Raw genomic sequence first — 26,497 nt, 5'->3', positions numbered from 1 at the left:
TGCCTAGCTGGTGATCTTGGCGATCTGGGCGTCGGACAACATCCTGACCTCATCCGGCAACGGCCGAAGGTAAATGTGAACCGGGTCAAGGAATTTGGAGCTGCTGCCGTCGGTCACCACCCAGTGCAGAAAGGCCTGCATCGTCTGCGCTACGGCGGGGTCCTTCTGTTTGCTGTATACGATGGCGTATTCGAAGTTGACGATCGGGTACCCGTCCGGGGCGGGACCGTTGACCAACGAGACCACCTGATTGGCCGGTGTCTGGGAGGCAGACCCGGCGGCCTCGGCCTCGACGCTCTCGGCGTCAGGCAGCACGTAATGGCCTGAGGCATTGGCCAACTCGGCCTCGGTCAGCCCTTTCTGTGCGGCCTCGGCCTGGTAGCGGGTGCCAAGGTAGGCGATGCATCCCGGGCTCTGGGCACAGCTGGTCACCACGGCCGCCATTCCGTTCTGACCCGACCCAACGGCGGGGAAGTCGACGGAGGTGGCGAAGCCGGGCGACTTGCCCCACCCATCGGGGTCTTGCTTGGACAGATATTGGGTGAACAGGTACGTGTCATTACTCCCGGAGTCCGTGCGGTGCATTGGAATCACCGGGATGGCCGGCAGGATCACTCCCGGATTGAGGTCGGCGATCTGCGGGTCGTTCCAGGTCTTGACGGTGCCCTTGTACATGGCCGCGAGTACTTTGCCGTTCAGCCGGAGGTGCGCGAAGAGACCGGGCAGGTTGTAGTTGACGTGCAGCGAAGAAACGGCCAGCGCGATGTTCAGCAGGCCCGGGTGTGCGGCCAAGTCGCCCTCGGTCAGGTAGAGACCGGATGCACCGATGTTGACCGCGCCGTCAGCGGCTTGCGCGATCCCATTGCCCGATACGTCGCTGGCGACGGTGATGGTGACGTTGGGGTATTTCGAGTGATACGACGCGGCCCACGCATCCATCAGCGGGTAGAGGTTGTTGGAACCGGTCTCGGTCAACGTCACGTTCGTCGTCGCCGGCGCGGTGGCCAGGTGCGCGACGGGGTTCGTGGAGTGCGAGCCGCAGGCCGCCGCGACCAGCAATACCGACGCCGCCAGCGACGGCCCACACAGACGAATTTTCATCGACCGACCTCACCTATTTCCCCGGTCTGGCGCTGTGGGCCGCGGCGGCGCCGCAAAGCCCGCGACCACTATTGCAGTTCCCTCCTCGGACCGCAGGAGCAAAGCGGCAGACGGTTTCTGTAGACGGCCGAGCCAGGGATCCTCACACCCGGTGATCCGGCTTGTTGGAATTGTGTCAATTGGGTCGCGGGTGTTTGCTGCGGATGCTAACGTTGTCGCAGATCGATTGTCCGACTGGCCTTGGCGGCAACATGTTTAACTCCCGAATGACAGCCGCAGTGCGCGCCGCGTTGGTTTGCGCTTGCATCGGTCTGAGCAACGTCTTGGTGGTATCGGCGTGCGGTGCGGCGCCGTCATCGACCGGTGCCGCGGCGACCCCACCCGCGGTCGCGGCCAGCGGCACGCCGACGCCGGCGAGGCCGACGGTCAGCGGCATGTACGGCGACCCCGAGGCGGCCGCGAAGTACTGGGTGCAGCAGTCCACGGAGGACACCTGTGGGCTGGCTTCGGTGGCCGACGTGGTCGGCGAAGTCACCGGCACCCCCGCCACGGAGCAACAGATCATCAACCTGGCACAGAAGACCCCCTCGGTGATCCGCGACGGACCGATCTATCTGCCCACCGGCGACCCGGGCCACGAAACCGAGAAGGGTGGCATCGATGCGGCCGATGCCGTCGTGCTGCTGGACCACTACGGCATCAAATCGCGCATGACCTGGGACAAATACCCCGACGAGGTGACTCTGTCCGCGCTCGAGCAGGACCTCGGCGCCAATCGCAGGGTCATCGCCTGGGTCAACGGCGGAACCATCCTGGACAGCAACGACCAGCGCAAGACGGCCGATCACCTGCTCGTCGTGACCGGGGTCGACACCAACAACGAGACCGTGCACCTCAACGACCCGTATGCCGACCACGGCAACACCAAGGTCAGCATCACGACATTCATGACCGCATGGAAGGCCGGGCAACAGACGATCATCGTGACCGCGCCGACCGGCTGAGGGTCACTAGACCTGTGCATGAGTGATCGGGATGTGTGCCGGCCCGCAGCGCAGTCTGGATTCACGCGGCACGCCGTGTATGCGCTGGACCCGCACATAATTTGCGCGCTGTTCACGGCATCGTTGCAAAGCCCACCGGCAGCGTGGGTAATCGTCCGGAGGCCGTTCGCATCGGCCAGCTGCACAAGGCCAGGAACGCGACGCCGGCCACGGACGATAGATCGAGGTGAAGGCAATGCACAAACGACTAATCATCGCTGCGGGATCGGCACTATTGTCCCTGGCGTTCGGTGCTGGAATCGCCCACGCGGATCCGGACCCGAACGACGATCCCGGCGAACAGCGCAACTGGCCCTGCGGATACACGTTCGGACCGGTGAATACGCACGCACAATTCGGAACGATCATGGCGTGGCGTTATGCGCGACCATGTCCGCCGCCGCCCGCACCGGGTGAATAACACTCGCGGTCACGGCCAGTACGTCCGAGTTCGAGCGCGACGTCGCTAGCGGGCCCCGCAAAGGTACTGACGGCCCTGTGGACAGCTGATCGGGCGTGCGCGCCCGCCGTGGCACAGTCTGAATTCATGCCGGGCACCGCGACGTATGCGCTGGACCCGGCGCTGCCCGTGCTGCTGCGCCCCGACGGTGCCGTGCAAGTGGGCTGGGATCCCCGCCGTGCGGTGCTGATCCGTCCCCCGCGCGGACTGGCCGCCGCGGCGTTAGCCGCACTGTTGCGCGCGATGCAATCACCCCTGCCGCTCACCGAGTTGCAGCGACACGCGGTCGAGCGCGGGTTAACCGACCGCGACGGCCTGACCCAGCTCGTCACGCAGCTGGTGAGCGCCGGGGTGGTGACCCGCGGGTGCCGCCAGGCCGGCGGCCGCGCCGCCTCGATCCGGGTGCACGGCCGCGGGCCGCTATCGGATTTGCTGATGGAGTCGCTGCGCTGCTCGGGCGCGCGGATCGCGCACAGCAGCCAACCGCACGCCGCGGTGTCGCGCGCCGCCGTGGATCTGGTGGTGCTGGCCGATTATCTGGTCGCCGATCCGCGGATGGTGCGCGACCTGCACAGCCAGCGCGTCGCGCACTTAGCGGTGCGGGTGCGCGACGGAACCGGGCTGGTCGGGCCGTTGGTCATTCCGGGCGTCACCAGCTGCCTGGGCTGTGCCGACTTACATCGCAGCGACCGCGATGCCGCGTGGCCGGCGGTCGCCGCCCAGCTGCGCGAGACCGTCGGCGTGGCCGATCGCGCCACCCTGCTGGCGACCGCGGCGCTGGCCCTTAGCCAGGTGAACCGGGTGATCGCCGCCGTGCGCGGCCGCGATGCCGGGCCCGATCCAGGACCACCGCAGGCGTTGAACGCCACCCTGGAATTCGATCTGCACGCCGGAGCCATCGTTGCGCGGCAGTGGACCAAGCATCCGCTGTGTTGGTGCTGATCGGGCCGTCGTTCGCGCGGCCGGGAAAGTCCGGCCCGACCTGACCGTCGGTCGGCCTGACACCGCACTGTTGCCAAGATCAAGCCCGGGGTGGCGGTGTCGTCATGGATGATGGGTATGTGTCTGAGATAAAACGGGGTCGGGCGGCGCGCAACGCGAAGCTGGCCAGTATTCCGGTCGGCTTTGCTGCGAGGTCAGCGCTGGGCTTCGGCAAGCGGCTGACCGGCAAGTCGAAAGACGAAGTCCAGGCCGAATTGCTGGAGAAGGCTGCCAACCAGCTTTTCCAGGTGCTGGGCGACCTCAAGGGCGGGGCGATGAAGGTCGGCCAGGCCTTGTCGGTGCTGGAAGCCGCGATCCCGGAGGAGTACGGCGAGCCGTACCGCGAAGCGTTGACGAAGTTGCAGAAGGACGCTCCGCCGCTGCCCGCCGAGAAGGTGCACCGGGTGCTCGACGCGCAGTTGGGCACCAAGTGGCGGGACCGGTTCAGTTCGTTCGACGACACCCCGGTGGCCTCGGCCAGCATCGGCCAGGTGCACAAGGCACTGTGGTCCGATGGCCGCGAGGTGGCCGTCAAGATCCAGTACCCGGGCGCCGACGAAGCGCTGCGGGCCGACCTGAAGACGATGCAGCGGATGGTCGGGGTAGCCAAACAGCTCGCGCCCGGCGCCGACGTCCAGGGCGTGGTCGACGAGCTGATCGAACGCACCGAGATGGAACTCGACTACCGGCTGGAGGCCGACAACCAGCGCGCGTTCGCGAAGGCGTATCGCGATCATCCGCACTTCGCGGTGCCGCGGGTGGTGGCCAGTGCGCCCAAGGTCGTCGTCCAGGAGTGGATCCAGGGCGTGCCGATGGCCGAGATCATCCGCCACGGCACCGTCGAGCAGCGCGATCTGATCGGCACCCGGCTCCTCGAGCTGACCTTTGACGCGCCGCGCCGGTTGCAGATGCTGCACGGCGACGCGCACCCGGGAAACTTCATGCTGTTAGCCGACGGCCGGATGGCCGTCATCGACTTCGGCGCAGTTGCGCCCATGCCCGGTGGTTTTCCGATCGAACTCGGGATGACCATCCGGTTGGCCCGCGACAAGAACTACGACCTGCTGTTGCCGACAATGGAAAAGGCCGGCTTCATCCAGAAAGGCCAGCAGGTGTCGGTGCGCGACATTGACGACATGCTGCGCCAGTACGTCGAACCGGTTGAGGTGGAGGTCTTCCACTACACCCGCAAGTGGTTGCAGAAGATGTCGGCCGTCGAGATCGACCGATCGGTGTCCCAGATCCGGACGGCCCGGCAGATGGATCTACCGCCCAAACTGGTGATCCCGATGCGGGTGATCATGTCCGTCGCCGCGATCCTGTGCCAGCTGGATGCTCACGTGCCGATCAAGTCGCTGACCGAGGAGCTGATCCCCGGTTTCGCCGACCCCGACGTCGCGGCCGTCTAGGCGGCGACCGCGCCCTTGCGGGGACGTCCGCGCGGACGTTTGTAGCTCACGACCGAGCCCCGCTCGAATATCTCGCCGCCCCACACTCCCCACGGCTCGGCCCGGTCCAGCGCCGCGGCCAGGCATTGTCGCCGGACCGGGCAGTGCGTGCAGAGCGCCTTGGCGCGCTCCAGGTCGGCCGGTGCGTCGGCAAACCATAGATCGGGATCGTCGGCGTGACATGGCAACACCGGCGCCGGTTGTCTGGGGACTGTCTGTGCCGACATGTCCTGCTCACCTGCTTCCTGGTTGGGTGTCCTTCTGCGGTGATCCGGACCAGGTTGCGGGCTTTGGAAGACTTCAGCCCCAAAAACTATGGCCACGGATCCTTGGTGACTTCGGGTCCGTGGCCATTTGAAAACCGGGCGGGTTACGTAGTGCTTACGTAGTTCCCCGATCCACGAACGCGTCAGTCGCGGCGGCGCGATGCTTAGCACCGGCCGCCGTTACGGCGGCGTGGGCGGCATGGAAGGTCCACGCGGACAGCACCGCGCCGGCCACGCCTACCTCGAACGTGTCGCTGATCATCGTGGCCACCTCCTTTTGGGCACTCGACAGTGAACCCGCGTTTTCGAGGGTAGATGTTAGCAGCCGGGACGGACAACCGATTTTTGACCTGCGGTTTCAGCGCCCGCGCACCAGCCCCAGCACGTCGGCTCCGTACTGCTCGAGTTTGCGTGCGCCGATACCCGGGATCGCGATCAGCGCCGCTTCGTCGTCGGGCAGCAGTTCGGCGATCGCGATCAGCGTGTTGTCGGTGAAGACGACATACGCGGGCACCTTCTGCTCCTTGGCGACATCCAACCGCCACTGTTTGAGCCGCAGCAACAACGCCTCGTCGACGTCGGCCGAGCACGTCTCGCAGCGGCGCAGCATGACGGCCGCCGGGGTGGTCAGGTTGTTGTTGCAGATCCGGCAGCGCGAACCGCCTTGCTTGCGCCTGGATTTGCCCGGGTCGACGCGCGCCTGCGGTGCAATGCCGTTGAGAAACCGCGACGGCTTGCGGGTCTGCCGACCGCCCGGGCTGCGCGACAGCGCCCAGGATAGGGCCAAATGCACTCGGGCCCTGGTGATTCCGACATACAGCAGGCGGCGCTCTTCCTCGACCGGTTCGCTCTCGGCGCCATGGGCCAAGGCGTGCGAGATGGGCAGAGTGCCGTCAGCCAATCCGACCAGGAACACCGCATCCCATTCCAGCCCCTTGGCGGCGTGCAACGACGCGAGCGTGACGCCCTGCACCACCGGCGGATGGCGCAAGTCGGCGCGGACCCGCAGCTCGGCCACCAAGCCCGGCAGTTCCAGCTGCGGGCGCTGCGCCACCTCGTCCTCCACCAGCTCGGCCAGCGCGGACAGCGCCTCCCAGCGCTCCCTGGCCCGGGTGCCGTCGGGTTCGGAGGCCGTCAGCCCCAGCGGCTCCAGCACCGCGCGGACCACGTCGGGCAACGACCCCGCCAGGTCTTGTTCGGAGCCGCGCTCCGCACGGCGGTGCAGGGCCACCATCGCCTGCTTGATCTCCTGGCGGTTGAAGAAGCCCTCGCCGCCGCGAACCTGGTAGGCGATGCCCGCCTCGGTCAACGCTTCCTCGTAGATCGCGGACTGCGCATTGACGCGGTAAAGCACCGCGATTTCCGACGGCTTGGTGCCGGATTCGATCAGCCCGCCGATCGCCTTCGCGACCGCGGCCGCCTCGACGGTTTCGTCGGCATGCTCGCAAAACGTCGGGGCCGGCCCCGGCGCACGTTGGCCAGACAGCTGCAGCTTGCTGCCGGCGACCCGGCCGCGGGCCGCCGCGATCACCTGGTTGGCCAGCGAGACCACCTGCGGGGTGGAGCGGTAATCGCGCTCCAGGCGCACCACCGTGGCGTCCGGGAACTGCCGCGAGAAATCCAGCAGGAAGCGGGGCGAGGCGCCGGTGAACGAGTAGATGGTCTGGTTGGCGTCGCCGACGACCGTGAGGTCGTCTCGATCACCCAGCCACGCCGACAGCACCCGCTGTTGCAGTGGGGTGACGTCCTGGTACTCGTCGACCACGAAGCAGCGATAACGGTCGCGGAACTCCTCGGCGACAGCGGCGTCGTTCTCGATCGCGGCGGCGGTGTGCAGCAGCAGGTCGTCGAAGTCGAGCAGCGTCACCGATTCGTCGCGGACCTTGAGGGCCTCGTAGGCGGTGTAGACGTCGGCGACCTTCTTGGCGTCCAGCGGGATGTCGCGGCCGGCGGCGGCGACCTCGCTCGGATAAGCCTCGGGGCCGATCAGCGAGGCCTTGGCCCATTCGATCTCGCCGGCCAGGTCGCGCACGTCGTCGGTGCTGACATTGAGCCGTAGGCGGCTGGCCGCGCGGGCCACGACGGCAAACTTGGTGTCCAGCAGCTGCCAGCCGGTGTCGCCGATCACCCGCGGCCAGAAGTACCGCAGCTGGCGGTGTGCGGCCGAGTGGAAGGTCAGGGCCTGCACGGCGCCGACGCCCGACCCGGTCTGCGTATTGGCGTCCAGCGTCCGCAATCGCGATCGCATCTCCCCCGCGGCGCGCTGGGTGAACGTGACCGCAAGCACCTGCCCGGCGGCGACATGACCACTCGCGACGAGCTGGGCGATGCGATGCGTGATGGTGCGGGTCTTGCCTGTTCCAGCACCTGCAAGCACACAAACCGGTCCGCGTGGCGCCAGCACGGCCTCACGCTGCTCGTCGTCCAGCCCGGCGGTCAGTGGATCGGCGACCATCGGCATGCCGTCCATCTTGGCAGCGGTCGCCGACAAACCGGGTGTTTCGCCACGCCGTACGCCCGGGTGTCCCCGCCGCGGAACGCAACGACGGCGGGCTACGTTATCGGGTTATGAGCAACGCTGCGATTACCGTGTACACGACGTCATGGTGTGGCTATTGCCACCGGCTCATGACCGTGCTCAAGTCCAACGGAATCCCCTACGAGACGGTCGACATCGAACACGACGCGGCGGCCGCCGAATTCGTCGGCTCGGTCAATGGCGGCAACCGGACCGTGCCAACGGTGAAGTTCGCCGACGGATCGACGCTGACCAACCCGAGCGCTGCCGAGGTGAAAGCGAAGCTGGCCCAGGTCGCAGGTTAAGCACTCGGCCTGAACCCGCGCGGTCGGCCGTAGCTGCGCGGCGGAGCGCCCTACGATAAGAACCATGGCGTCGAATTTGCGATCGCGGCCAAGCGGCTCGACGTGCAAATTCTGGCCGATTGCGATTGCGTGCTGCGCGGCGATGCTGATGACGGCGTGCTCGCATTCGAGCACCCCGGCCACGCCCCACACCGTCACGCGCGTCGACGACATGATCGTGGGCATCGACGAGGTCCGCCAGATTGCCAAGACGGACGATCTGAGGCCGCGCGCCAAGGCGGACACGCACAAGCCGGCTCCGTCCGACGCCAACGCTCCCGCGCCGTGCCGGGTGGTGGGACACAACGAGCTCACCTTCGGCAACAACTGGACGGAGTTTCGCAGCGCGGGCTATCACGGGGTCACCGACGACATTCAGCCGGGCGGCAACGCGATGGTCAATGGAGTCACTCAGGCGGTCGCGCGATACGCGAACCCCGATGCGGCGCAAGGCGTATTGCGTCAGCTGGAATCCTCGCTGCAGGCGTGTGTCGCCCTGCACGACCCCGGCTACGCTTTCACCCTCGACAAACCCGATCCCTCGACGCTGCGACTCAGCGCCGACCAGTGGAGCCACCTGTACCGCACCAAGTCAGCGATGATCCTGTCGGTCGGCGTGGTGGGGCTTGAAGCCTCGGATCAGATCGCGAATTCCGTTTTGCAGATCATCACCGATCGCGTCGGTTAGCGCCTCAGTCGAGTTCCGCCCAGGATTCGATGATCACCCGCGCGATCGAAATCGAACCGGGCAGAAGCAGCTTCGACTCCGACGAACTACTCCAGTCGCCGACGGCCAGCGCCGCGCGTACCTCGTCGCGGGTGAACCAGGCCGCCTCGGCGATCTCGCCGTCGTTGAATGCGAACTCCTCGTCGGGGTCGCCCAACGCGTGGAAGCCGACCATCAGTGAACGAGGAAAGGGCCACGGCTGGCTGCCCAGGTAACGAACATCGGTCACATTCAGGCCGATTTCCTCGCGGATCTCCCGGACCACACAGACCTCGAAAGACTCTCCGGCTTCGACGAATCCCGCCACCAGGGAGAACATTCGCTCGGGCCACACCGCCTGGCGGGCCAGCACCGCGCGGTCGCCGCCGTCGTGCACCAGACAGATGACCGCCGGGTCGATGCGCGGGAACTCCTCGTGACCGGTGACCGGGTTGACTCGGGACCAGCCCGCCCGGGCCGGTTTCGTCGGGGAGCCGTCCACCGCGCTAAACCGCGCCCTGTCATGCCAATTCAGCAGCGCAACGGCCGACGACACCAGCTGGCTGCTGGTGTCGTCGAAGATCGGGCCGAGGCTGCGCAGGTTCACCACCTCGGTTTGAGCGTCCGGGTCCTCGGGCGCCTGCAGCGCTCCCCGGATGGCCCAGACATGCCGGTCGTTCTCGATGCGGCCGAGGAAAACAGCGTCGTGCGGCGGCTTTTCGCCCAGTTCGGCCGCCGCGCCGAGCACCACCCGGCCGTTGGCGACCAACACCTGGTTGCGCGAATCCACCCGCAGCAGCGCCGCATCCGCCCATCCGACGGTGGCCGCCTCAACGTCGGTCCGCAGTTGATCGGCCCGGTCGGCGCCGACGCGGGAGAGCAACGGAACACTGCTCAGCTGAAAGTCCACGCTATGCCTCCTGGCGCCGACCCGGGGGCACCGCCTGCTTGCGGGGGACCGCGCCGGGCTTCGCCGGGCTTGCGATCGCCACTAATGCCCCGTGTTTTTGATGTAGAGCAGCCGGTCGGTGGCCTCGATGGCGTCGACTTCGGGTGCACCGATGCGGAGCAACTGTCCGTCGCGCACGACGCCGAGCACGATGTCGCGTAGGTGACGCGGCGATCCGCCGACCTCGCTCGCCTCCACTTCGCGTTCGGCGATGGCCAGCCCGGCGTCTGGGGTCAGCAGGTCCTCGATCATCTCCACGACGCTGGGCATGGTGGTGGCCAGACCGAGTAGCCGGCCGGCGGTCTCCGAGGAGACGACCACCGAATCCGCCCCCGATTGCTGGAGCAGGTGTGAATTTTCGGATTCCCGGATGGCGGCCACGATCTTGGCCTTCGGCGCGATTTCGCGGGCCGTCAGGGTCACCAGCACGGCAGTGTCGTCACGGTTGGTGGCCACGATGATCGACGACGCATGCTGCGCCCCGGCCAGCCGCAGCACGTCGGACTTGGTGCCGTCGCCGTGCACGGTGACCAGCCCGGCCGTGGTGGCGTGCTCGAGGGCGCTGCGATCGGTGTCGACGACGACGATTTCGCCCTGAACGGCCTCGTCGCTGACCCGGGCGGCGACGGCACGTTTGCCCTTGGTGCCGTACCCGATCACGATGGTGTGGTTACGCACTCTGTTCCTCCAACGCTGAATTTTCCATCCCTGCCGGGACCGCTCCGAGAGCACCTCGAGCGTCGTTCCGACCAACACGACCAGGAACGCGATGCGCAGCGGAGTGAAGACGACGGTGTTGACCAGGCGCGCGGTTTCGGTAATCGGGGTGATGTCGCCATAACCGGTCGTTGACAGCGAGACCGCCGAGAAATACAGGCAGTCCAGGAACGTCAGCCGTCCGCCGCGCACGTCGCGGTAGCCGTTGCGGTCGAGGTAGACGACGAGAGCGGCGCCGAACAAGACCACTAGCGCAATGATCAGCCGGCGGGTGATGACGCGGGCCGGGCTGCCGTGGTCTTCGGGGATGCGCAGCACGCCGACCAGCAGGTGACCGGGCTGGGTGGTCAGTCTCTCGTCGAGACCTCGCAGCCGTCGCAACCTACCCTTGGGCACAGCGGTCCATCGTTGGCTGGACAACACCGCACGCCACACGCACGACTCAAATGTAACCACGGTCGCCGGTCGACAGACACTTGACGCCTCAGACCGCGACGTCACGCTCGCCGTGGGGGGCCAGCCGCGCCAGCTCGGTGAGGTCGGGCAATTCGTCGGGGACCACGGTGGCGCCGGTGCGTACGTAATGAAACGCGGTCCGCACCGAGGACTCCGGGCATCCGCCCAACGCCGCCCACGCCAAGCGATAGACGGCGAGCTGGATGGCGGCCTGTCGCTTCGCCTCGGCGCCGCGCGGCGGTTCGCCGGTCTTCCAGTCCACGACCGTGGCGCCACCGTCGGGTTCGGCGAAGACGGCGTCGATGCGCCCGCGCACGACGGTGTCGCCGATCGGCATCTCGAACGGGACCTCGACGGCGATGGGCGTGCGGGCCGCCCAGTGCGATCGGGTGAATGCGTCCTGCAGCGCGGCCAATTCTGCGGTGTGACCGACATCGGAATCCGCCGCCCCTGGCAGGTCGCCGAGGTCGAAAAGCCACTCGGTTCCGTAGAACTGTTGCACCCAGGAGTGAAAGGCATTGCCCAGCAATGCATGTGGATCCGGACGAGTCGGCAGGCGATGCACCAACCGCTGCACCGCGCCCTCGGGATCGCGCGCCAGGTCCACCAGGCCACTGACCGACAGCTGGCCGGGCAGGCCGCGTTCCACTCGTCGTTCGCAGCGAGCACGCTCGGCCAGTAACGCATCGACGTCGGCAGCCCAGCCGTCGATGTCCACGCAGTCTTTCGCCGGTGCCGCCATCGCGGCGGCCACCAGCGCCGCCCCACGTTCAACGTCGGCACGCCGAGAGGCCAGCGGATCGGCAGGCCATATTGCTTCGATAACATTGTCGCGCAGCGGGTTTCGATCACCGTCGGCGGGCGTCGGTGCCCACTGCTCCACCACGCCGCAGGGCTCGCCAGCCGCGGCCGACCGGTCGATGATGTCCTTGAGTTCACACAGGAAGTCCGACGGCCCGCGCGGTTTGACCCCGGTGGGTCCCCAGTGATGACCGGAGACCAGCAGGGTGTCCTCGGCCCGGGTGATCCCGACGTACAGCAGTCGGCGCTCTTCGTCGACGCGCCGCTGCTCGAGCTGCCGCCGATGCTCGGCAATCTTGTCCGACAGCTGCTTTCGATTGGTGACATCCGCGAGGTCCAACACCGGGATGCCCAGTGAGCCCGCTGCAGCGCGATCGCCGCGCAACAACGGTGGCAACTCCGCCGCATCGGTCAACCAGCTGCTGCGCGACGCGGTCGACGGGAACGTTCCGCCGGACAGGTGGGCCACCGCGACCACTTGCCACTCCAAGCCCTTCGCGGAGTGCACGGTGAGCACCTGGACCCGATCTTTCGCGACCGCCAACGGTGCAGGTGCCAAACCGTTTTCGACGACCTCGGCGGCGTCTAGGTAGGCCAGCAATCCCAGCACCGACGCCGCGGCCGAAACGTCTGTCGCGCTGGTTCGTTCCGCGTAGGCGGCGACCACGTCGGCGAAGGCGTCGAGGTGTTCGGCGCCGGCCCAGCCGCCATGACCCGCGGCGGCGCGGACCTCGCAGTCGATACCCAGCGCGCGCCGCACCTCGGCGACCAGGTCGGGTAGCGAAAGCCCCAAGTGGCCACGCAGGGCGCTGAGTTCGGCGGCCAGCGCGGTGATGCGTTGATATCCCGCGGCCGAATACGCGGTGGCCGGGCCGGGATCACCGATTGCGTCGGCCAGGCACGCGGTGTCGGCCTCGATGTTGGAGGGGTCCGCGGCCATCGCGATCGACTCGGCCGAGGACGCGTCGGTGGGGCGCCCCGCGCCGAGCGACGCGGCACGCTGCCAGAGTGCGGCGACATCCCGGCCGCCCAGGCGCCAGCGCGGCCCGGTCAGTACCCGCATTGCCGCCGCACCGGCCGTGGGGTCGGCGACCAGGCGCAGCATGGCCACCAGTTCGGCCACCTCCGGGATGGACAGCAGGCCGGCCAGCCCGACGACCTCAACCGGGATCCCGCGCGCGCGAAGGGTATCGGCGATCGGTGCGGCATCTGCGTTGCGGCGCACCAGCACCGCGGCGGTCGGCGGATTGACGCCGTCGGCACGCGCCCGCTGGTAGTGCTCGTGCAGGTGGTCGGCGATCCACTCTCGTTCGGCCTGCGCATCGGGAAGTAGCGCAGCCCGGACGGTGCCGGGCGGGGCGTCGGGGCGGGATCGCAAGGCGTGCACGGCCACGGACCGGCGCCGTGCTTCCGCCGAAATGGCATTGGCGATGTGCAGGGTGCTGGGCGGGTTGCGCCAGCTGGTCCGCAGCTCCAGCACTGGCGCGGGAGTGCCGTCGGATTGCGGGAAGTCGGTGGTGAAGCGGGGCAGGTTGGTTGCCGAAGCGCCGCGCCAGCCGTAGATCGACTGAATCGGATCGCCGACCGCCGTGAGTGCCAGCCCGTCGTCTTGAACGTTGGAGCCGCCGCCGAACAGGGCCGACAACGCGACGCGTTGGGCGTGGCCGGTGTCCTGGTACTCGTCGAGCAGCACCACCCGGTAGCGGTTGCGCACGTCCTCCCCGACTTGCGGGAAGTTCGCGGCAAGCCTTGCCGCCGAGGCCATTTGCACACCGAAGTCCATGACCTTCGCGGCACGCATCCGCTCCTGCAACGCGTCGAGCAGCGGCACCAGCTCGGTGCGTTCGGTCTGAGCGGCCAGCAGCCGCAGTAGCCATTGGCTCGGTCCGCGGTCGCGCTGGTAGGGGCCGGCGGGCAGGGCGTGCACCAGCCGCTCCAGTTCGAGGTGGGTGTCGCGGAGTTGGTCGGTGTCGACCAGGTGCTCGGTGAGCTGGCCCCACAGGCGCAGCACCATCGAGGTGACCGCGGCCGGTGCCCTGTCGGTATGCAGCTGCCCGCCATAGCCGTTGACCACGTCAAAGGCCAGCTGCCACAGTTCGGTCTCGCTGAGCAACCGGGTGTCGGGCTCGATCGGCAGCAGCAGCCCGTAGTCGCGCAGCAGCGAGCCCGCGAACGCGTGATAGGTGCTGACCGTCGGGGTGCCCGCCGATTCCAGTGCACCCGGGCCGGTCTCGCCATGGGCGTAACTCCCGCTCGCGGGAGAGCCCAGACCGGCCAACCGGGCCAACCGGGAACGGACCCGGCGCAGCAGCTGCCCGGCGGCCTTGCGGGTGAACGTCAATCCCAGCACCTGACCGGGGTCGGCGTACCCGTTGGCGATCAGCCACACCACCCGCGCGGCCATCGTCTCGGTTTTACCCGCGCCCGCTCCGGCGATCACGACCAGCGGCCCGGGCGGCGCGGCGATGACCGCGGCCTGCTCGGCGGTCGGCGGGAAAAGCCCTAGTGCACAAGCTAATTCCTCCGGGCTGTAGCGCGGGTTCATGATGATGCTCCGTCGACGTGGGCGGGGCACGACGGCCGGATCGGGCAATGCGAGCAGCCCTCGTTGCGCCGGGCGACGAACTGCGGCCCGGCGGTCGCGTCGGCCGCGCGGATGACGAGGTCGCGCCATTCGTCGCGGCCGGCCGGTGTCAGTGGATCCTGCTCCCGGACGGTGGCGCCGGCAGCCCCGCTCTTGCCGACGTAGACGAGCCGCGCGCCGCCGGGCTCGTCGCCGTCGGGGATCATGCCTTCGGCCACCGCTAGCTGATACATGGCCAGCTGAGCGTGCTGCTGAGCATCGTCCTTGCTGACCGGGGTTTTACCGGTTTTGATGTCGACGATCACCAGCCGGCCGGCCGCGTCGCGTTCCAGGCGATCGACCCGGCCGCGCAGCCGGGTTTCGCCACCGTCGGCCCGCGGCGTGCCCAGCACTCCGTCGACGTCGACCTCGACGCCGACCTCCGTCAGCTCGCCGCGAGTTCGCGTTCGCCACTCGACGAACGCCTCGATCATGGCGCGATGCCGGGTCAGCTCGTTGGCCGAATGCCACCGCGCCTCGAAGGGCAAGTGCTCCCAGGCGCGTTCCAGCTCGGCCAGCAGTTGCGTTTCGGTCTTGCCCGATTCGGCGATCAGCGCGTGCAGCACCGAGCCGATCGTGGACCGCAGCTCGCGCGGGTTAGTCCCGCCGTGCCGCTCGACCAGCCAGCGCAGCGGACAGTCAGTGAGGGTCTGCAGCGTCGACGGCGTCAGCGTGACGGCATCGCCGCCATCGCACAGCGGATCGCTGGTGCTGACCACGGTCAGACCGTGCCAGCCGGACGGGTCGGCGCCCGGCACACCGGCGGCGGCCAGCCGGGCCAATTGCGTTGCCGCACAATGGCGAGCTTCATCGTCGACGCCGCCGTCCGGCGCGCAGACGACACCGCGCAACCGGCCGACCAGCGCGGTGGTCGACAATACGCGCGGTGCCGAAACAGGCTGCGCTACAGCACAATCGGTGTCCTCATCGGCCCACTGTGCGACCTCGAAGAAGAACGGCGAGGGTAGCGCGGCTCCCCCGTCCACCCCGCCGGTGTCGCTGTCGACGGCGGTCACCAGCAGCCGGCGCCGGGCTCGACCCAGCGCGGCCACCAGCAACCGGCGCTCCTCGGCCAGCAGCGGCGCGCGCACCGAAACCTCGGCGCCGACGCCGTCTACGACGTCGAGCAGTCGCTGGGTGGCCAGCACGCCGCCGCGCGGAACGGTGTTGGGCCACAACCCATCCTGCAGGCCGGCGACGACCATTACGTCCCATTCGTGTCCCAGCGCGGCGTGGGCGCTGAGCACCCGGACCTGCTCGGCCGTCGAGGCCGGCTCGGTCGTGACGCTTGGCAGGTGCAGCGCCGCGACGTGCTCGAGCAGACCGCGCAACGACGCCCCGGGAGTGCGTGACACGTACTGGTCGGTGACGTCGAACAATGCGGTCACCGCGTCCAAGTCCCGGGTGGCCTGGGCGCCGGCGGTGCCGCCGCGCTCGCTGGCCGCCAGCCAGCGCCGCTGCAGACCGGACCGCTGCCATGCCGCCCACAGCGTGTAACGCGGGTCTTGGCCGTCGCGGTGGCAGCGCTCGGCGGCGTCCAGGACCGCCCGCACCCGTTGCAGCGGGCGAGATGTCGGCGGTGCGCCGGCGCCCAGCGCGGCCACCAGCAGATCACCGAAACCGCCTGCCGCAGCGGCGGATTTGCCGCGCAACAAGGTTCGGCGCAGCTGCCGCAACGAAACCGGGTCGACACGACCGATGGGCCCGGTCAGCAGCGCCAGCGCCTGATCGCCGTCCAGCCCCTCGGCGGTCGCGGCCAGCACCGTGAGCATCGCCCGCGCCGCAGGCTCTTCGCCCAGCGAGCCGCTCATGGCGGGTGCGGCGACCGGCACCCCGGCGGCCGCCAGCGCGCGCGGTAACCGGGCTCCGGCTCGTGGCACCGACCGCACGATCACCGCCATCTGCGACCACGGCACATTGTCGACCAGGTGCGCACGCCGCAGCGCGTCGGCGATCAGCGCGGCCTCCGCGTGCGGCGACGCCGCGAGCCGGACCTGGACCGATCCCGCCTCCGCGCCGGTGCCCTCGATGTGCCGTCCGTCACTGCTGCCGGGCAACCGGCGCGCGATGCCGCTGACGGCGCGGGCGACCGCCGGCGCGCACCGATGCGACTGCGTCAGCGTCAGCGCGGGGGTTTCGCCGTCGAGTAGCCCGGCCGGCTCGCCGCCCCGGAAGCCGAACACCGCCTGATTCGGGTCTCCGGCGACCAGCGCCAGTTCACTTCCCGCCGCCAGCACCCGGACCAGCCGCGCGGCCTGCGGGTCGAGTTGCTGGGCGTCGTCGACCAACAGAACCCGGATGCGGGTGCGCTCGGCGGCCAGCAGCTCGGCGTCGACCGCGAACGCCTCCAGGGCGGCGCCCACGAGTTCGGCGGCACCCAGCGCCGGTGTCGTCGCTTGCGGCGCCGCGGTGCCGACCGCCGCGCGCAGCAACATCACCTGCTCATACTGTTGCGCGAACCGGCCCGCCGCGGTCCAGTCCGGCCGTCGGCACAGCCGGCCGATGCGCTGTAGTTCGTGTGGGTCCACGCCGCGTTCCGCGCAGCGCGCCAACAGGTTTCGCAGTTCGGTGGCGAATCCCGCGGTGCTCAGCGCGGGCCACAGATGCGCCGGCCATCCGGAGGTGCCCTCGTCCTCGAGGTCGCCGGCCAGCAGCTCGCGGATGATGGCGTCCTGTTCGGCGCTGGTGACCAGCCGCGGCGGGGCGTCCCCGGCGCGCTCGGCCGCCCGCCGCAAGACGGCGTAGGCGTAACTGTGCACGCTGCGCACGACCGGCTCACGGATCGCGGACCGACCCGGGCCGGTGGCACGCAGCAACGACATCGTCAACGCACTGCGCTGACGCATCCCAATCCGTCCCGAACCGGTAAGCAGCAGAATCGATTCCGGATCGACACCGGCGCCGACCGCAGCGACGGCAGCCTCGACCAGCAGGCTGCTCTTCCCGGTGCCCGGGCCGCCCAGAATTCGAATCGCGCCGCGAGCGCCCGGAGCCAGCACGGCGCTCGCCTCGGCACCCCAGGTCAACGACATGCCAGCATGACATCACGAGGGTCTGACAAGTCGGTCCGGCTACGACCGGCCGTGTCTCCCGCGCCTGGCATCATCAACGCGTGACCACCGACCTTCACGTGCACCGCTTCGGTCCGGCCGGCCCGGTGCAGATGCTCGCCCTACACGGACTGACCGGGCACGGCCAGCGGTGGCAGCAGCTGGGCGATCAGCTGCCCGAAATCACCATTGCCGCTCCCGATCTGATCGGCCACGGCAGGTCGTCGTGGGCTGCGCCGTGGACCATTGACGCCAACGTCGCTGCGCTCGCCGCGCTGCTCGACCAGGCGGCGCAGGCCCCGGTGCTGGTCGTCGGGCACTCATTCGGCGGCGGGCTGGCAATGAACCTGGCCGCGACCCGGCCGGACTTGGTGGCGGGCCTACTCCTGCTCGACCCCGCGGTGGGCTTGGACGGCGACTGGATGCGCCAGATCGCCGAGGCGATGTTCTCCTCGCCCGACTACCCGGACCCGGCCGAAGCGCGCATGGAAAAGGCAACCGGCTCTTGGGCGGACGTCGATCCGGGCGTGCTCGACGCCGAACTGGACGAGCACCTGGTCCAGCTGCCCAGCGGACGCTACGGCTGGCGGGTGAGCGTGCCGGCGATGATGTCCTACTGGAGTGAATTGGCCCGTCCCACCGTGCTTCCGCCGTTGGGAATGCCGACCACGTTGGTGCGCGCGGCGTGGACGTCGCCGCCCTACGTCACCGAGCAGCTCGTCACGGGTCTGCAGCAACGGTTGGGCTCCGACTTCGAATTGCTGACCTTCGAGTGCAACCACATGGTGCCCGGCGCCAAACCGACCGAGGTCGCCGCGCTGATCCGCAAGCAGCTGCGGGCCGGCTGACCGTGGCCCCGGTGACCGAGGAGCAAGTCGAGCGGGTGCGCACGCTGGTCGCCGCGATCCCGCCTGGCCGCGTCTCGACCTACGGCGACATCGCCGCTGTCGCTGGGCTTTCCAGCCCGCGGATCGTCGGCTGGATCATGCGCACCGACTCCTCCGACCTGCCCTGGCACCGGGTGATCACAGCATCCGGGCGACCGGCCCGGCATCTGACGACGCGGCAACTGGAACTGTTGCGCGCCGAAGGAGTGCTCTCCGTCGACGGCAGGGTCGCGCTCAGCGAAGTGCGCTACGTGTTTCCGCCGGACTAGAGCACCAGGCGGATCAGGGCCGCCGTGCGGGCCAGACCCGGGAAGGCCTCGGCGGTAGACCGGGGATGCAGCGCATGCACTGCCAGACGAAACATCAACGCGCGCAACAACATCTGCGGCCACTCCGGCAGGGCGTTCCAGCGTTCGATCAGCCCGTCGTCGGCCTCACCCCAGGACAGCGCGTCGACCACGACCACACCGGCGGCCCACGACGCGGGCCGCCAGTACGGCGTGATATCGGTGATCCCCGGCGCGGCGGTGCCGACGAAGAGCACCGTCCCGTACAGGTCCCCGTGCACCAGCTGGTTGGGGCTCTTGGTCGGCTTGCGCAGCGTGGCCAGCTGGCCGATCAGCTCGACCGACCGCTCGGCGTCGGCGCTGGGCGGAGCGGTGCGCGCGCCGGGTGGAATCGACTGCAGTGGCCGCTCTTCCCAGGCGGACCGGTCGGCGGCGATGAACACGTCGACGTCCGACCACGGTGTGGTCGGTCCCTGGGTCAGGAATCGGGGGCGTTCGAGTTTGCCGGTGGCCTCGTGCAGCCGCACCGCCGCCGAGACGACTTCGTCGTGGCGGGGCTCCGGCGTACCGGCGACGAAGGTGTCCGCCCGCCATCCGGAGACCACGTAGCGCCCGTCGGTCGAGCGGACCGGGCGGGCCAGCCGCACCCCGTCGACGAACAGCGTTTCCCGCACTCGCGCAGACCAGGCCGCGCGCGCGTGGTCCGCCACGACCGAGAGGACGACCTCGCCGCATCGCCAGCCGCCTTCCCAGCTGGCGCCCAGCGCGATGGGCTTGACACCGGCCAAACCAAACGCCGAAAGCACATGCTCCGGCGGTGGTTCGACGCTCACGGGGGTTAGCCTAGCCGGGCGACGATACGCGTCGTTACGACGCGCTGAGGAGGCCGGCAATCGGCTCAGCCGGGCGACGATGCAGGTCCGCGCGGCGCGCTGGCGAGCGTCAGTACATCACCATGTCGGGCTGCATCTGCTGAGCCCACGCCACGATTCCACCCTGCAGGTGGACGGCATCGGCGAAACCGGCCTTCTTCACCGCGGCCAATGCCTCGGCCGAGCGCACGCCCGTCTTGCAATACAGCACCGCCTTGCGGTCGTGCGGCAGCCTGGTCAGACCCTCGCCGGAGCTGATCAACGACTTCGGAATCAGCTGGGCGCCGTCGATGTGGTTGATGTCCCACTCGACCGGCTCGCGGACGTCGATCAGGGCCAGCTTCTTGCCCGAGTCCAGCAGTGCGCGCAGCTCGGCCGGGGTGATCGCCGAGCCGGCGGCCGCCTCGGCGGCATCGTCGGAAACCGCACCGCAAAACGCGTCGTAGTCGATCAGTTCGGTGATCCGCGGCGTGGCCGGGTCCTTGCGGATCTTGATCGTGCGGTAGCTCATCTCCAGCGCGTCGTAGATCATCAGCCGGCCCAGCAGCGGTTCGCCGATGCCGGTGATCAGCTTGATCGCCTCGGTGCCCATCACCGACGCGATGGAAGCGCAGATGATGCCGAGCACGCCTCCTTCGGCGCACGACGGGACCATGCCGGGCGGCGGCGGCTCCGGGTAGAGGTCGCGGTAGTTCAGGCCGCGCTCATTGCCGGCCTCATCGGCGGGGGCGTCCTCCCAGAACACCGAGACCTGACCTTCGAAGCGGTAGATCGATCCCCAGATGTAGGGCTTGCCGGCCAGCACTGCGGCGTCGTTGACCAGATAGCGGGTGGCGAAGTTGTCGGTGCCGTCGACGATCAGGTCGTACTGCCCGAACAGGTCGACGGCGTTGCTGGCCTCCAGCCGAAACTCGTGCAGCCGCACCTGCACCAGCGGATTGATCGCGTGGATCGAGTCGCGCGCCGATTGCGCCTTGGCACGTCCGACGTCGGCCGTGCCGTGGATGATCTGACGCTGCAGATTCGACTCGTCGACGACGTCGAAGTCGACGATGCCGATCGTCCCGACGCCGGCCGCCGCCAGGTACAGCAGCGCCGGCGCGCCGAGCCCACCGGCGCCGATCACCAGCACCCGCGCGTTCTTCAGCCGTTTCTGCCCTTCGACGCCCAGGTCCGGAATGATCAGATGGCGGCTATAGCGCGCCACTTCGTCGCGACTCAGCTCGCCGGCGGGATCGACTAGCGGCGGCAACGATGTGGACACCGAACATCTCCTCGGTCAGCTTCGCGACTCAACTTCTCCAGTCAACGCTTCGATCGCCGGCGATGCTTCCCCGACGGCGTGTTAGGCGATCGGATACGGCCAGGGGTTGAAGCGGCAGGTCTTGCCGTCGGCCTTGACGTACTCCGGGTCGAACTTGGCGGCGTCGTCGTTGGAGGTGGAGAACGTCTGCTGCATCATCACCGGCGCCAATCCGCCCTGCTTGTCGCACGCCTCGTGGCGCACGTAGCCGATGGCGTGGCCGACCTCGTGGTCGATGACGTACTGCCGGTACGAGCCCACGTCGCCCTCGAACGGCACGGCGCCGCGCACCCAGCGCGCCTCGTTGACGAACACCCGGGCTTGGCGCTCCGGGCCGTACGCCGGGTTGTAGCAGGAGGTCTCCAGCCGGAACTCGTAGCCGCACCCCTCGCGCACCGTCACCGGCGACACCAGCGAAATCCGGAAGTCGGGTTTGGCCCCAGCGGCTCCGTCGATCCTGACGAACGCGAACTGCGGATTGTGCGTCCAGCCCTTGGGGTTGGCCAGCGTCTGATCGACCATCGTGGCGAACGCGTCGTCACCGCCGAACATCGCGGGGTCCAGGCCGTTTTCGACCTCGACGGTGTACCGGAAGACCTTGGCGGTGCCCTGACCGATCTGCGGTGTGGTGCCGGGCACGACATGCCAGGTCTTGTCGCCGGCTTCGGTGAACGGACCGCCGTCCGGCAGCGTCCCGGCCGGCAGATTGGCGTCGAAGGTGGCCAGGCCGCGCGGCGGGGCGTCGAGGATGGCCGTGCCCACCGCCCCGATGGCCGGCGGCCCTTGGATTGTCGGCTTGGTCGCCGTCGGTTGCGGCGCACCGACGCCGGTCACCGTCTGGTAGACAACCACCGCGGTCAACGCCACCAGCACGGGCAGCGCATACGCGCGCCAGCCGTAGGTGGAGACGAACCGGCCCAGCCACGATTGTTTCCGCCACTGCCGGGGACGCTCGCGATCGGCGCGGGCGCGTCCGGTGCCAACCGCGACGGGATCCCGCAGCGCGCGAAGCGGCTCTCGCCACTCGTCACGCAGCATCGGCACTCGACCGCTGCCGTGCACGGGCGGCTCGGACGTCATTGCCCCAGGATGGCACAGCCGCGACGCCGGGTGTCCCTGGCGCGCCCTAGGACACCGGTTCGCCCTGCGCGGACGGCGCCGATGCCGGTCGCAGGTCCACCATGGGTAGTAATGTCTGTGCGACGAGCGGCGCGCGGCCGGCCTGTCGATATCCGACGGTCGGTCGCCACAATCCAAATGAGGACCAAGTGAGCGATCTCGCCAAGTCGGCGGCACGGCGTGCCGTCAGAACGGGTGACCGAGGTCGGCCGAGTGACGGCATAGCGGCCTCGAACCGGCGGGGGAACAGGTTGCCGCGCGACGAGCGTCGCGGCCAACTGCTGATCGTGGCCAGCGATGTCTTCGTCGACCACGGCTACCATGCGGCCGGCATGGACGAGATCGCCGATCGGGCGGGAGTCAGTAAACCCGTTCTGTACCAACACTTTTCCAGCAAGCTGGAGCTGTATCTGGCGGTGCTCAATCGCCACGTCGACAATCTGGTCTCCGGTGTGCAGAACGCATTGAGCACCACCACCGATAACCGGCGCCGGCTGCACGCGGCCGTTCAGGCCTTCTTCGACTTCATCGAGCACGACAGCCAGGGATATCGGCTGATCTTCGAGAACGACTACGTCACCGAGCCCGATGTCGCCGCGCAGGTGCGAGCGGCCACCGAATCATGTATCGACGCGGTATTCGCGCTGATCAGCGCGGATTCCGGCCTCGACCCGCACCGCGCCCGGATGATCGCCGTCGGCCTGGTCGGCATCAGCGTCGACTGCGCCAGGTACTGGCTGGACTCCGACCGTCCGATCTCGAAGTCCGACGCCGTCGACGGCACCGTGGCGTTCGCCTGGGGCGGGTTGTCACACGTGCCGCTTACTCGCTCTTAGCGCGTTTCCCGCCGGAGTGCGCGCCGGCGTCCGACCCGATTCCGAAGCCGACCCGACGGCCGTCGGCGGCACCGATCTCGACGTAGGCGATCTTGGCGGAGTGGATCAGATAGCGGCGGCCTTTCTCGTCGGTGAGGCCCAGCAGACCCGAGCCTTCGCGCAACGCGGCACCCACGGCCTCCTCGACCTCCGCAGGCGTCTGCGCACTGGAGAAGACCAGCTCGCGCGGACTGTCCGTGATACCGACCTTGACCTCCACGATGGCCCCTTCCGTTGCTATTCCGTCGCAGGCGTGTTCAAGCAGCAGGTTAGTGGACGCGGCCGGTGCGCTCCGAGCAGAGGGTGACGGCCGGGAGTTCGCCGGTAAAGCGAAACGCCGTCGAACGGCAGATAACGATTGGCTCCCAGCCTGATCAAGGTGGCTCGCGGCGCCCGCTTTCGTCTTTTCACGTCAGTAACATCGGCATCATCAGACACACACTTGATGATCGCACCGGCCTAGCTCGTGGCTTCGCCCACGACTACCCCGATGACGACGACGACGGAGCCGACTTTGACGGCTACGGCGATGACGGCTACGACGATGACGGCTACGACGATGACGAGTACGTCGACGACGAGCACCCGACCGACGAATACGAGTACGACGAGCTCAAGGAGCTCCTCTGGCCGATCGGCTCCTGGCGCCCCGCGGTCGCGGTGCTCGGCGCGGTGGTCGCGATCGGCGCGATCGCGACCGCGGTGATCATCAACAGCGGCGACAGTGCGTCGACTAAGGCGACCATCGCGCCCCCGGCTCCCACGACGTCCGCACCGCGCACCACCAGCCCGCCGAGCGCGACGCAGCGCCCGGTGCCGAGTACGTCGCTAGCGCCGCAGCTACCGCCGGAGACCGTGACGACGCTGGCCCCGCCGAGCGCGGCGCTGACGACTCCGCCGCTGGCCGTGCCGCCGCCCGCGGTCGTAGCACCAAGGGCCACCGTGAATCCCAGCACCGTCTACTACAGCGTGACCGGGACGAAGACACTGCTGGACCTGGTGAACGTCGTCTACACCGACGCCCGTGGCTACCCTCAGACCGAGTTCAACGTTTCGCTGCCCTGGACCAAGGTTGTCGTGCTCAATCCGGGGGTGACGACCCAATCGGTCGTCGCGACCAGCATCGTGGGCAAGCTGAACTGCGCGATCGTCAACGCCGCGGGTCAGGTCGAGGTCGCGTCGGCCAACAACTCGAACCTGGCGACCTGCACCAAGTAGGGCTCAGCTCAGACCGAGCTCGCGCATCCGCCGCTCGTGTGTTTGCTGCAAACGCTCGAAGAACGCGTTGAGCTGACCCAGGCCGCCGGGGCCCGACACCACCAGGTCGACCAGCTCGTCGTGATCGGCCAACAGGTACTGGGCCTGGGTGAACGCTTCGCCGTACAGCCGGCGGGCCCACAGCGCCAGCCGGCTGCGCTGCTTGCCGCTCGTCGTCACCGCGGCCCGCACCTCGGCGACGACGAACTGCGAGTGCCCGGTTTCGGACAGGGCCGCGCGCACCACGTCGGCGACCTCGTCGGGCAGTTTGTCGGCGATCTCGAGGTAGAGGTCGGCGGCCAGCGCGTCGCCGACGTAGGTCTTGACCAGCGCTTCCAGCCAGGTGCTGGGCATCGTCAGCCGGTGGTAGTTCTCCAGCGCCGACACGTACTTCGACATGGCCGAAACGACATCGACGCCGCGGCTTTCCAGGGCGTCGTGCAGCAGCTCGTAGTGCTGCATCTCGGCGGCCGCCATGCTCGCCATAGATATGCGTCCTCGCAGGTCAGGGGCCATGCGAGCCTCGTCAGTCAGCCGGTAAAACGCGGCCACCTCGCCATAGGCGAGCACTGCGAACAGCTCGTTGACGCCTGGGTGATCCGCGGTCAGCCCTACGGAAGGCGATTCGTCTACTTGGTCGGCAGAGGAGGCCGAAGTCATGGGCATCACTGTAGTCGGCAGACCTGGAAGAAGATGGGGATGAGCTGTCGACCAGCTATCATGCAGATTGATAGTGGCTGTATTTCTTTTGCGCCGCCGCTATCGGCGAAATGTGCGTGCACAGCTGGCCGTATCTCAGCAGGCCCGGTGACTCAGCGACTCGGAGTCGGAACTCGTGCGCGCGTGACCGCGAGAGAAAAACCGACCCAATCGAATAAGTCACCGAAAGGTACATCACCCACGCATGACTGCATTGACAAGCAAGACTGAACCGACTTTTGCCGAACTCGGCGTACGCGACGAAATCGTCCGGGCGCTCGCCGAAAAGGGCATCGAACATGCCTTTGCCATCCAAGAACTCACCCTGCCGATGGCGCTGTCCGGTGACGACGTCATCGGCCAGGCCCGCACCGGTATGGGCAAGACCCTCGCCTTCGGCGTACCGCTGCTGCAGCGCATCACCAGCGGCGGCGACGCGCGGCCGCTCAACGGCACGCCGCGCGCCCTGATCGTGGTGCCCACCCGGGAGCTGTGCCTGCAGGTCACCGAGGACCTGGCTGCCGCCGCCAAGCATCTGACCGCCGACGAAGGCCGCCGGTTGTCGGTGGTGTCGATCTACGGCGGACGGGCCTACGAACCGCAGATCGACGCGCTGCGCACCGGCGCCGACGTCGTGGTGGGCACCCCGGGCCGCCTGCTCGACCTCTCCCAGCAGGGTCACCTGCAGCTCGGCGGATTGTCGGTGCTGGTGCTCGACGAGGCCGACGAGATGCTGGACTTGGGCTTCTTGCCCGACATCGAGCGCATCCTGCGCCAGATCCCGGCCGACCGGCAGTCGATGCTGTTCTCGGCGACGATGCCGGACCCGATCATCACGCTGGCCCGCACCTTCATGGTCCAGCCCACCCACATCCGCGCCGAGGCGCCGCATTCGGCGGCCACCCACGACACCACCGAGCAGTTTGTCTACCGCGCCCACGCGCTGGACAAGGTGGAGATGGTCAGCCGGATACTGCAGGCCGACGGCCGCGGCGCGACGATGATCTTCACCCGCACCAAGCGCACCGCCCAGAAGGTTGCCGACGAGCTGGCCGAGCGCGGCTTCAAGGTCGGCGCCGTGCATGGCGATCTCGGGCAGATCGCCCGCGAGAAGGCACTTAAGGCGTTTCGGGCCGGCGACGTCGACGTGCTGGTGGCCACCGACGTGGCGGCACGCGGTATCGACATCGATGACATCACCCACGTCATCAACTACCAGATCCCCGAGGACGAACAGGCCTACGTGCACCGGATCGGCCGTACCGGACGCGCCGGTAAGACCGGAATCGCCGTCACCCTGGTGGACTGGGACGAACTGCCGCGCTGGACGGACATCAACAAGGCGCTGAACCTCGGCTCCCCCGATCCGGCCGAGACCTACTCCAACTCGCCGCACCTGTACACCGAGCTGGGCATTCCGGACGGGGCCACCGGCACGATCGGAGCGCCGAAGAAGTCGCCGGTCAAGCGCCGCGACACCGAGCGCACCGAACGCTCCACGACATCGGAGAAGCCGGCCCGCGCCCGTTCGGCGAACCGTCGCCGCCGCACCCGCGGTGGCCAGCCCGTGAGCGGCCACCCGGCCGGCAGCGACGGCGAAGCCGCCGCGGAGACGCCGTCGGAGTCGGCCTCCGGGACCGGTAGCAATGGCACTAGTGGCAGCGACGGCCGTCGTCGCCGTCGTCGCCGCAAGCCGGCGGAAGCCACCACGCACGCCAACTGAGCCAGCTAGGCC

The 26,497-nt window shown here is 68.5% G+C and carries 24 protein-coding genes; 11 read left to right on the top strand and 13 right to left on the bottom strand.

The window, feature by feature from the left end:
- Window positions 1-3 precede the first annotated feature (3 nt).
- Window positions 4-1,101 carry a phosphate ABC transporter substrate-binding protein PstS gene (pstS, locus tag MJO58_RS06725; RefSeq protein WP_090600812.1) on the bottom strand — a complete coding sequence of 366 codons (1,098 nt, stop codon included), beginning with the start codon at window positions 1,099-1,101 and terminating at the stop codon, window positions 4-6.
- 266 nt (window positions 1,102-1,367) lie between these two features.
- On the opposite strand from pstS, the gene MJO58_RS06720 reads away from it, so the two are divergent.
- From MJO58_RS06720 to MJO58_RS06705, 4 genes are all read left to right on the top strand, one after another.
- Window positions 1,368-2,105, top strand: coding sequence for a C39 family peptidase (locus tag MJO58_RS06720; RefSeq protein ID WP_239722366.1), 738 nt, complete (start codon window positions 1,368-1,370; stop codon window positions 2,103-2,105).
- A gap of 235 nt (window positions 2,106-2,340) precedes the next feature.
- Complete coding sequence (locus MJO58_RS06715; RefSeq protein ID WP_090600810.1) at window positions 2,341-2,565, top strand: hypothetical protein; 225 nt, start codon at window positions 2,341-2,343, stop codon at window positions 2,563-2,565.
- A gap of 126 nt (window positions 2,566-2,691) precedes the next feature.
- Window positions 2,692-3,546, top strand: coding sequence for a cyclodehydratase (locus tag MJO58_RS06710; RefSeq protein ID WP_239722365.1), 855 nt, complete (start codon window positions 2,692-2,694; stop codon window positions 3,544-3,546).
- A gap of 104 nt (window positions 3,547-3,650) precedes the next feature.
- The gene (locus tag MJO58_RS06705) at window positions 3,651-4,994 is read left to right on the top strand and encodes a macrolide-binding ATPase MABP-1 (RefSeq protein ID WP_090600808.1); all 1,344 of its coding nucleotides are present in this window, start codon (window positions 3,651-3,653) and stop codon (window positions 4,992-4,994) included.
- Here the strand turns inward: MJO58_RS06705 and MJO58_RS06700 are convergent.
- The 3 genes from MJO58_RS06700 to MJO58_RS06690 all read right to left on the bottom strand — a co-directional run bounded on the left by MJO58_RS06700 (window position 4,991) and on the right by MJO58_RS06690 (window position 7,760).
- Window positions 4,991-5,260, bottom strand: a complete 270-nt coding sequence (locus MJO58_RS06700; protein ID WP_090600807.1) for a WhiB family transcriptional regulator — start codon at window positions 5,258-5,260, stop codon at window positions 4,991-4,993. The two genes, MJO58_RS06705 and MJO58_RS06700, sit on opposite strands and share 4 nt — an antisense overlap.
- A 154-nt stretch (window positions 5,261-5,414) precedes the next feature.
- Complete coding sequence (locus MJO58_RS06695; RefSeq protein WP_175364299.1) at window positions 5,415-5,561, bottom strand: hypothetical protein; 147 nt, start codon at window positions 5,559-5,561, stop codon at window positions 5,415-5,417.
- A 96-nt stretch (window positions 5,562-5,657) separates the two neighbouring features.
- Window positions 5,658-7,760, bottom strand: a complete 2,103-nt coding sequence (locus MJO58_RS06690) for an ATP-dependent DNA helicase UvrD2 (protein ID WP_239723179.1) — start codon at window positions 7,758-7,760, stop codon at window positions 5,658-5,660.
- A 107-nt stretch (window positions 7,761-7,867) separates the two neighbouring features.
- Here MJO58_RS06690 and mrx1 point away from each other — a divergent pair, with 107 nt between their 5' ends.
- Together mrx1 and MJO58_RS06680 are read left to right on the top strand one after the other, a co-directional pair.
- Window positions 7,868-8,122 carry a mycoredoxin Mrx1 gene (gene mrx1, locus MJO58_RS06685; protein WP_090600805.1) on the top strand — a complete coding sequence of 85 codons (255 nt, stop codon included), beginning with the start codon at window positions 7,868-7,870 and terminating at the stop codon, window positions 8,120-8,122.
- Between the two features lie 64 nt (window positions 8,123-8,186).
- Complete coding sequence (locus MJO58_RS06680; RefSeq protein WP_239722364.1) at window positions 8,187-8,849, top strand: sensor domain-containing protein; 663 nt, start codon at window positions 8,187-8,189, stop codon at window positions 8,847-8,849.
- Window positions 8,850-8,853: 4 nt separating this feature from the next.
- Here MJO58_RS06680 and nudC read toward each other — a convergent pair whose 3' ends face one another.
- The 4 genes from nudC to MJO58_RS06660 form a co-directional block, all read right to left on the bottom strand.
- Window positions 8,854-9,777: an NAD(+) diphosphatase gene (nudC, locus tag MJO58_RS06675; RefSeq protein WP_239722363.1), complete on the bottom strand. Its 924-nt coding sequence runs from the start codon at window positions 9,775-9,777 to the stop codon at window positions 8,854-8,856.
- A gap of 81 nt (window positions 9,778-9,858) precedes the next feature.
- The gene (locus MJO58_RS06670; RefSeq protein WP_090608537.1) at window positions 9,859-10,929 is read right to left on the bottom strand and encodes a potassium channel family protein; all 1,071 of its coding nucleotides are present in this window, start codon (window positions 10,927-10,929) and stop codon (window positions 9,859-9,861) included.
- An 88-nt stretch (window positions 10,930-11,017) separates the two neighbouring features.
- A complete protein-coding gene (locus MJO58_RS06665; protein WP_239722362.1) occupies window positions 11,018-14,335 on the bottom strand; it encodes an ATP-dependent helicase in 3,318 nt (1,105 codons plus the stop codon).
- Window positions 14,332-17,445, bottom strand: coding sequence for an ATP-dependent helicase (locus tag MJO58_RS06660; RefSeq protein ID WP_239722361.1), 3,114 nt, complete (start codon window positions 17,443-17,445; stop codon window positions 14,332-14,334). The genes MJO58_RS06665 and MJO58_RS06660 overlap by 4 nt, the downstream gene beginning before the upstream one ends.
- Window positions 17,446-17,525: 80 nt before the next feature.
- On the opposite strand from MJO58_RS06660, the gene MJO58_RS06655 reads away from it, so the two are divergent.
- On the top strand, window positions 17,526-18,311 hold the full coding sequence (locus MJO58_RS06655) for an alpha/beta fold hydrolase (protein ID WP_239722360.1): 786 nt from the start codon (window positions 17,526-17,528) through the stop codon (window positions 18,309-18,311).
- 2 nt (window positions 18,312-18,313) lie between these two features.
- Window positions 18,314-18,619 (top strand): MGMT family protein, encoded by a 306-nt coding sequence (locus MJO58_RS06650; RefSeq protein WP_090600799.1) that lies wholly within the window; start codon window positions 18,314-18,316, stop codon window positions 18,617-18,619.
- On the opposite strand, the gene MJO58_RS06645 is transcribed toward MJO58_RS06650, so the two are convergent.
- From MJO58_RS06645 to MJO58_RS06635, 3 genes are all read right to left on the bottom strand, one after another.
- A complete protein-coding gene (locus MJO58_RS06645) occupies window positions 18,616-19,470 on the bottom strand; it encodes a TIGR02569 family protein (RefSeq protein WP_090600798.1) in 855 nt (284 codons plus the stop codon). The genes MJO58_RS06650 and MJO58_RS06645 overlap by 4 nt on opposite strands.
- A gap of 109 nt (window positions 19,471-19,579) precedes the next feature.
- Window positions 19,580-20,773: an adenylyltransferase/sulfurtransferase MoeZ gene (gene moeZ / locus MJO58_RS06640; RefSeq protein ID WP_239722359.1), complete on the bottom strand. Its 1,194-nt coding sequence runs from the start codon at window positions 20,771-20,773 to the stop codon at window positions 19,580-19,582.
- Between the two features lie 81 nt (window positions 20,774-20,854).
- Window positions 20,855-21,892 carry a DUF3152 domain-containing protein gene (locus MJO58_RS06635; RefSeq protein ID WP_239722358.1) on the bottom strand — a complete coding sequence of 346 codons (1,038 nt, stop codon included), beginning with the start codon at window positions 21,890-21,892 and terminating at the stop codon, window positions 20,855-20,857.
- 188 nt (window positions 21,893-22,080) lie between these two features.
- Between MJO58_RS06635 and fasR the strand changes: the two genes are divergently transcribed.
- Window positions 22,081-22,767 carry an HTH-type transcriptional activator FasR gene (gene fasR, locus MJO58_RS06630; protein WP_090600795.1) on the top strand — a complete coding sequence of 229 codons (687 nt, stop codon included), beginning with the start codon at window positions 22,081-22,083 and terminating at the stop codon, window positions 22,765-22,767.
- Here fasR and MJO58_RS06625 read toward each other — a convergent pair.
- Window positions 22,754-23,026 carry a DUF3107 domain-containing protein gene (locus tag MJO58_RS06625; protein WP_239722357.1) on the bottom strand — a complete coding sequence of 91 codons (273 nt, stop codon included), beginning with the start codon at window positions 23,024-23,026 and terminating at the stop codon, window positions 22,754-22,756. The genes fasR and MJO58_RS06625 overlap by 14 nt on opposite strands.
- 200 nt (window positions 23,027-23,226) lie before the next feature.
- Here MJO58_RS06625 and MJO58_RS06620 point away from each other — a divergent pair, with 200 nt between their 5' ends.
- Complete coding sequence (locus MJO58_RS06620) at window positions 23,227-24,024, top strand: MmpS family transport accessory protein (protein ID WP_434086358.1); 798 nt, start codon at window positions 23,227-23,229, stop codon at window positions 24,022-24,024.
- A gap of 3 nt (window positions 24,025-24,027) precedes the next feature.
- Here MJO58_RS06620 and MJO58_RS06615 read toward each other — a convergent pair whose 3' ends face one another.
- Window positions 24,028-24,723: a ferritin-like fold-containing protein gene (locus MJO58_RS06615; RefSeq protein ID WP_090600792.1), complete on the bottom strand. Its 696-nt coding sequence runs from the start codon at window positions 24,721-24,723 to the stop codon at window positions 24,028-24,030.
- A gap of 244 nt (window positions 24,724-24,967) precedes the next feature.
- On the opposite strand from MJO58_RS06615, the gene MJO58_RS06610 reads away from it, so the two are divergent.
- A complete protein-coding gene (locus MJO58_RS06610; protein ID WP_090600791.1) occupies window positions 24,968-26,485 on the top strand; it encodes a DEAD/DEAH box helicase in 1,518 nt (505 codons plus the stop codon).
- Window positions 26,486-26,497: the final 12 nt, after the last annotated feature.

Origin of the sequence: Mycobacterium lentiflavum (assembly GCF_022374895.2) — a bacterium.
Lineage (GTDB): Bacteria > Actinomycetota > Actinomycetes > Mycobacteriales > Mycobacteriaceae > Mycobacterium > Mycobacterium lentiflavum.
Note: the sequence above shows the minus strand (reverse complement) of the source record. Positions and strands in the feature narration are given on the sequence as shown.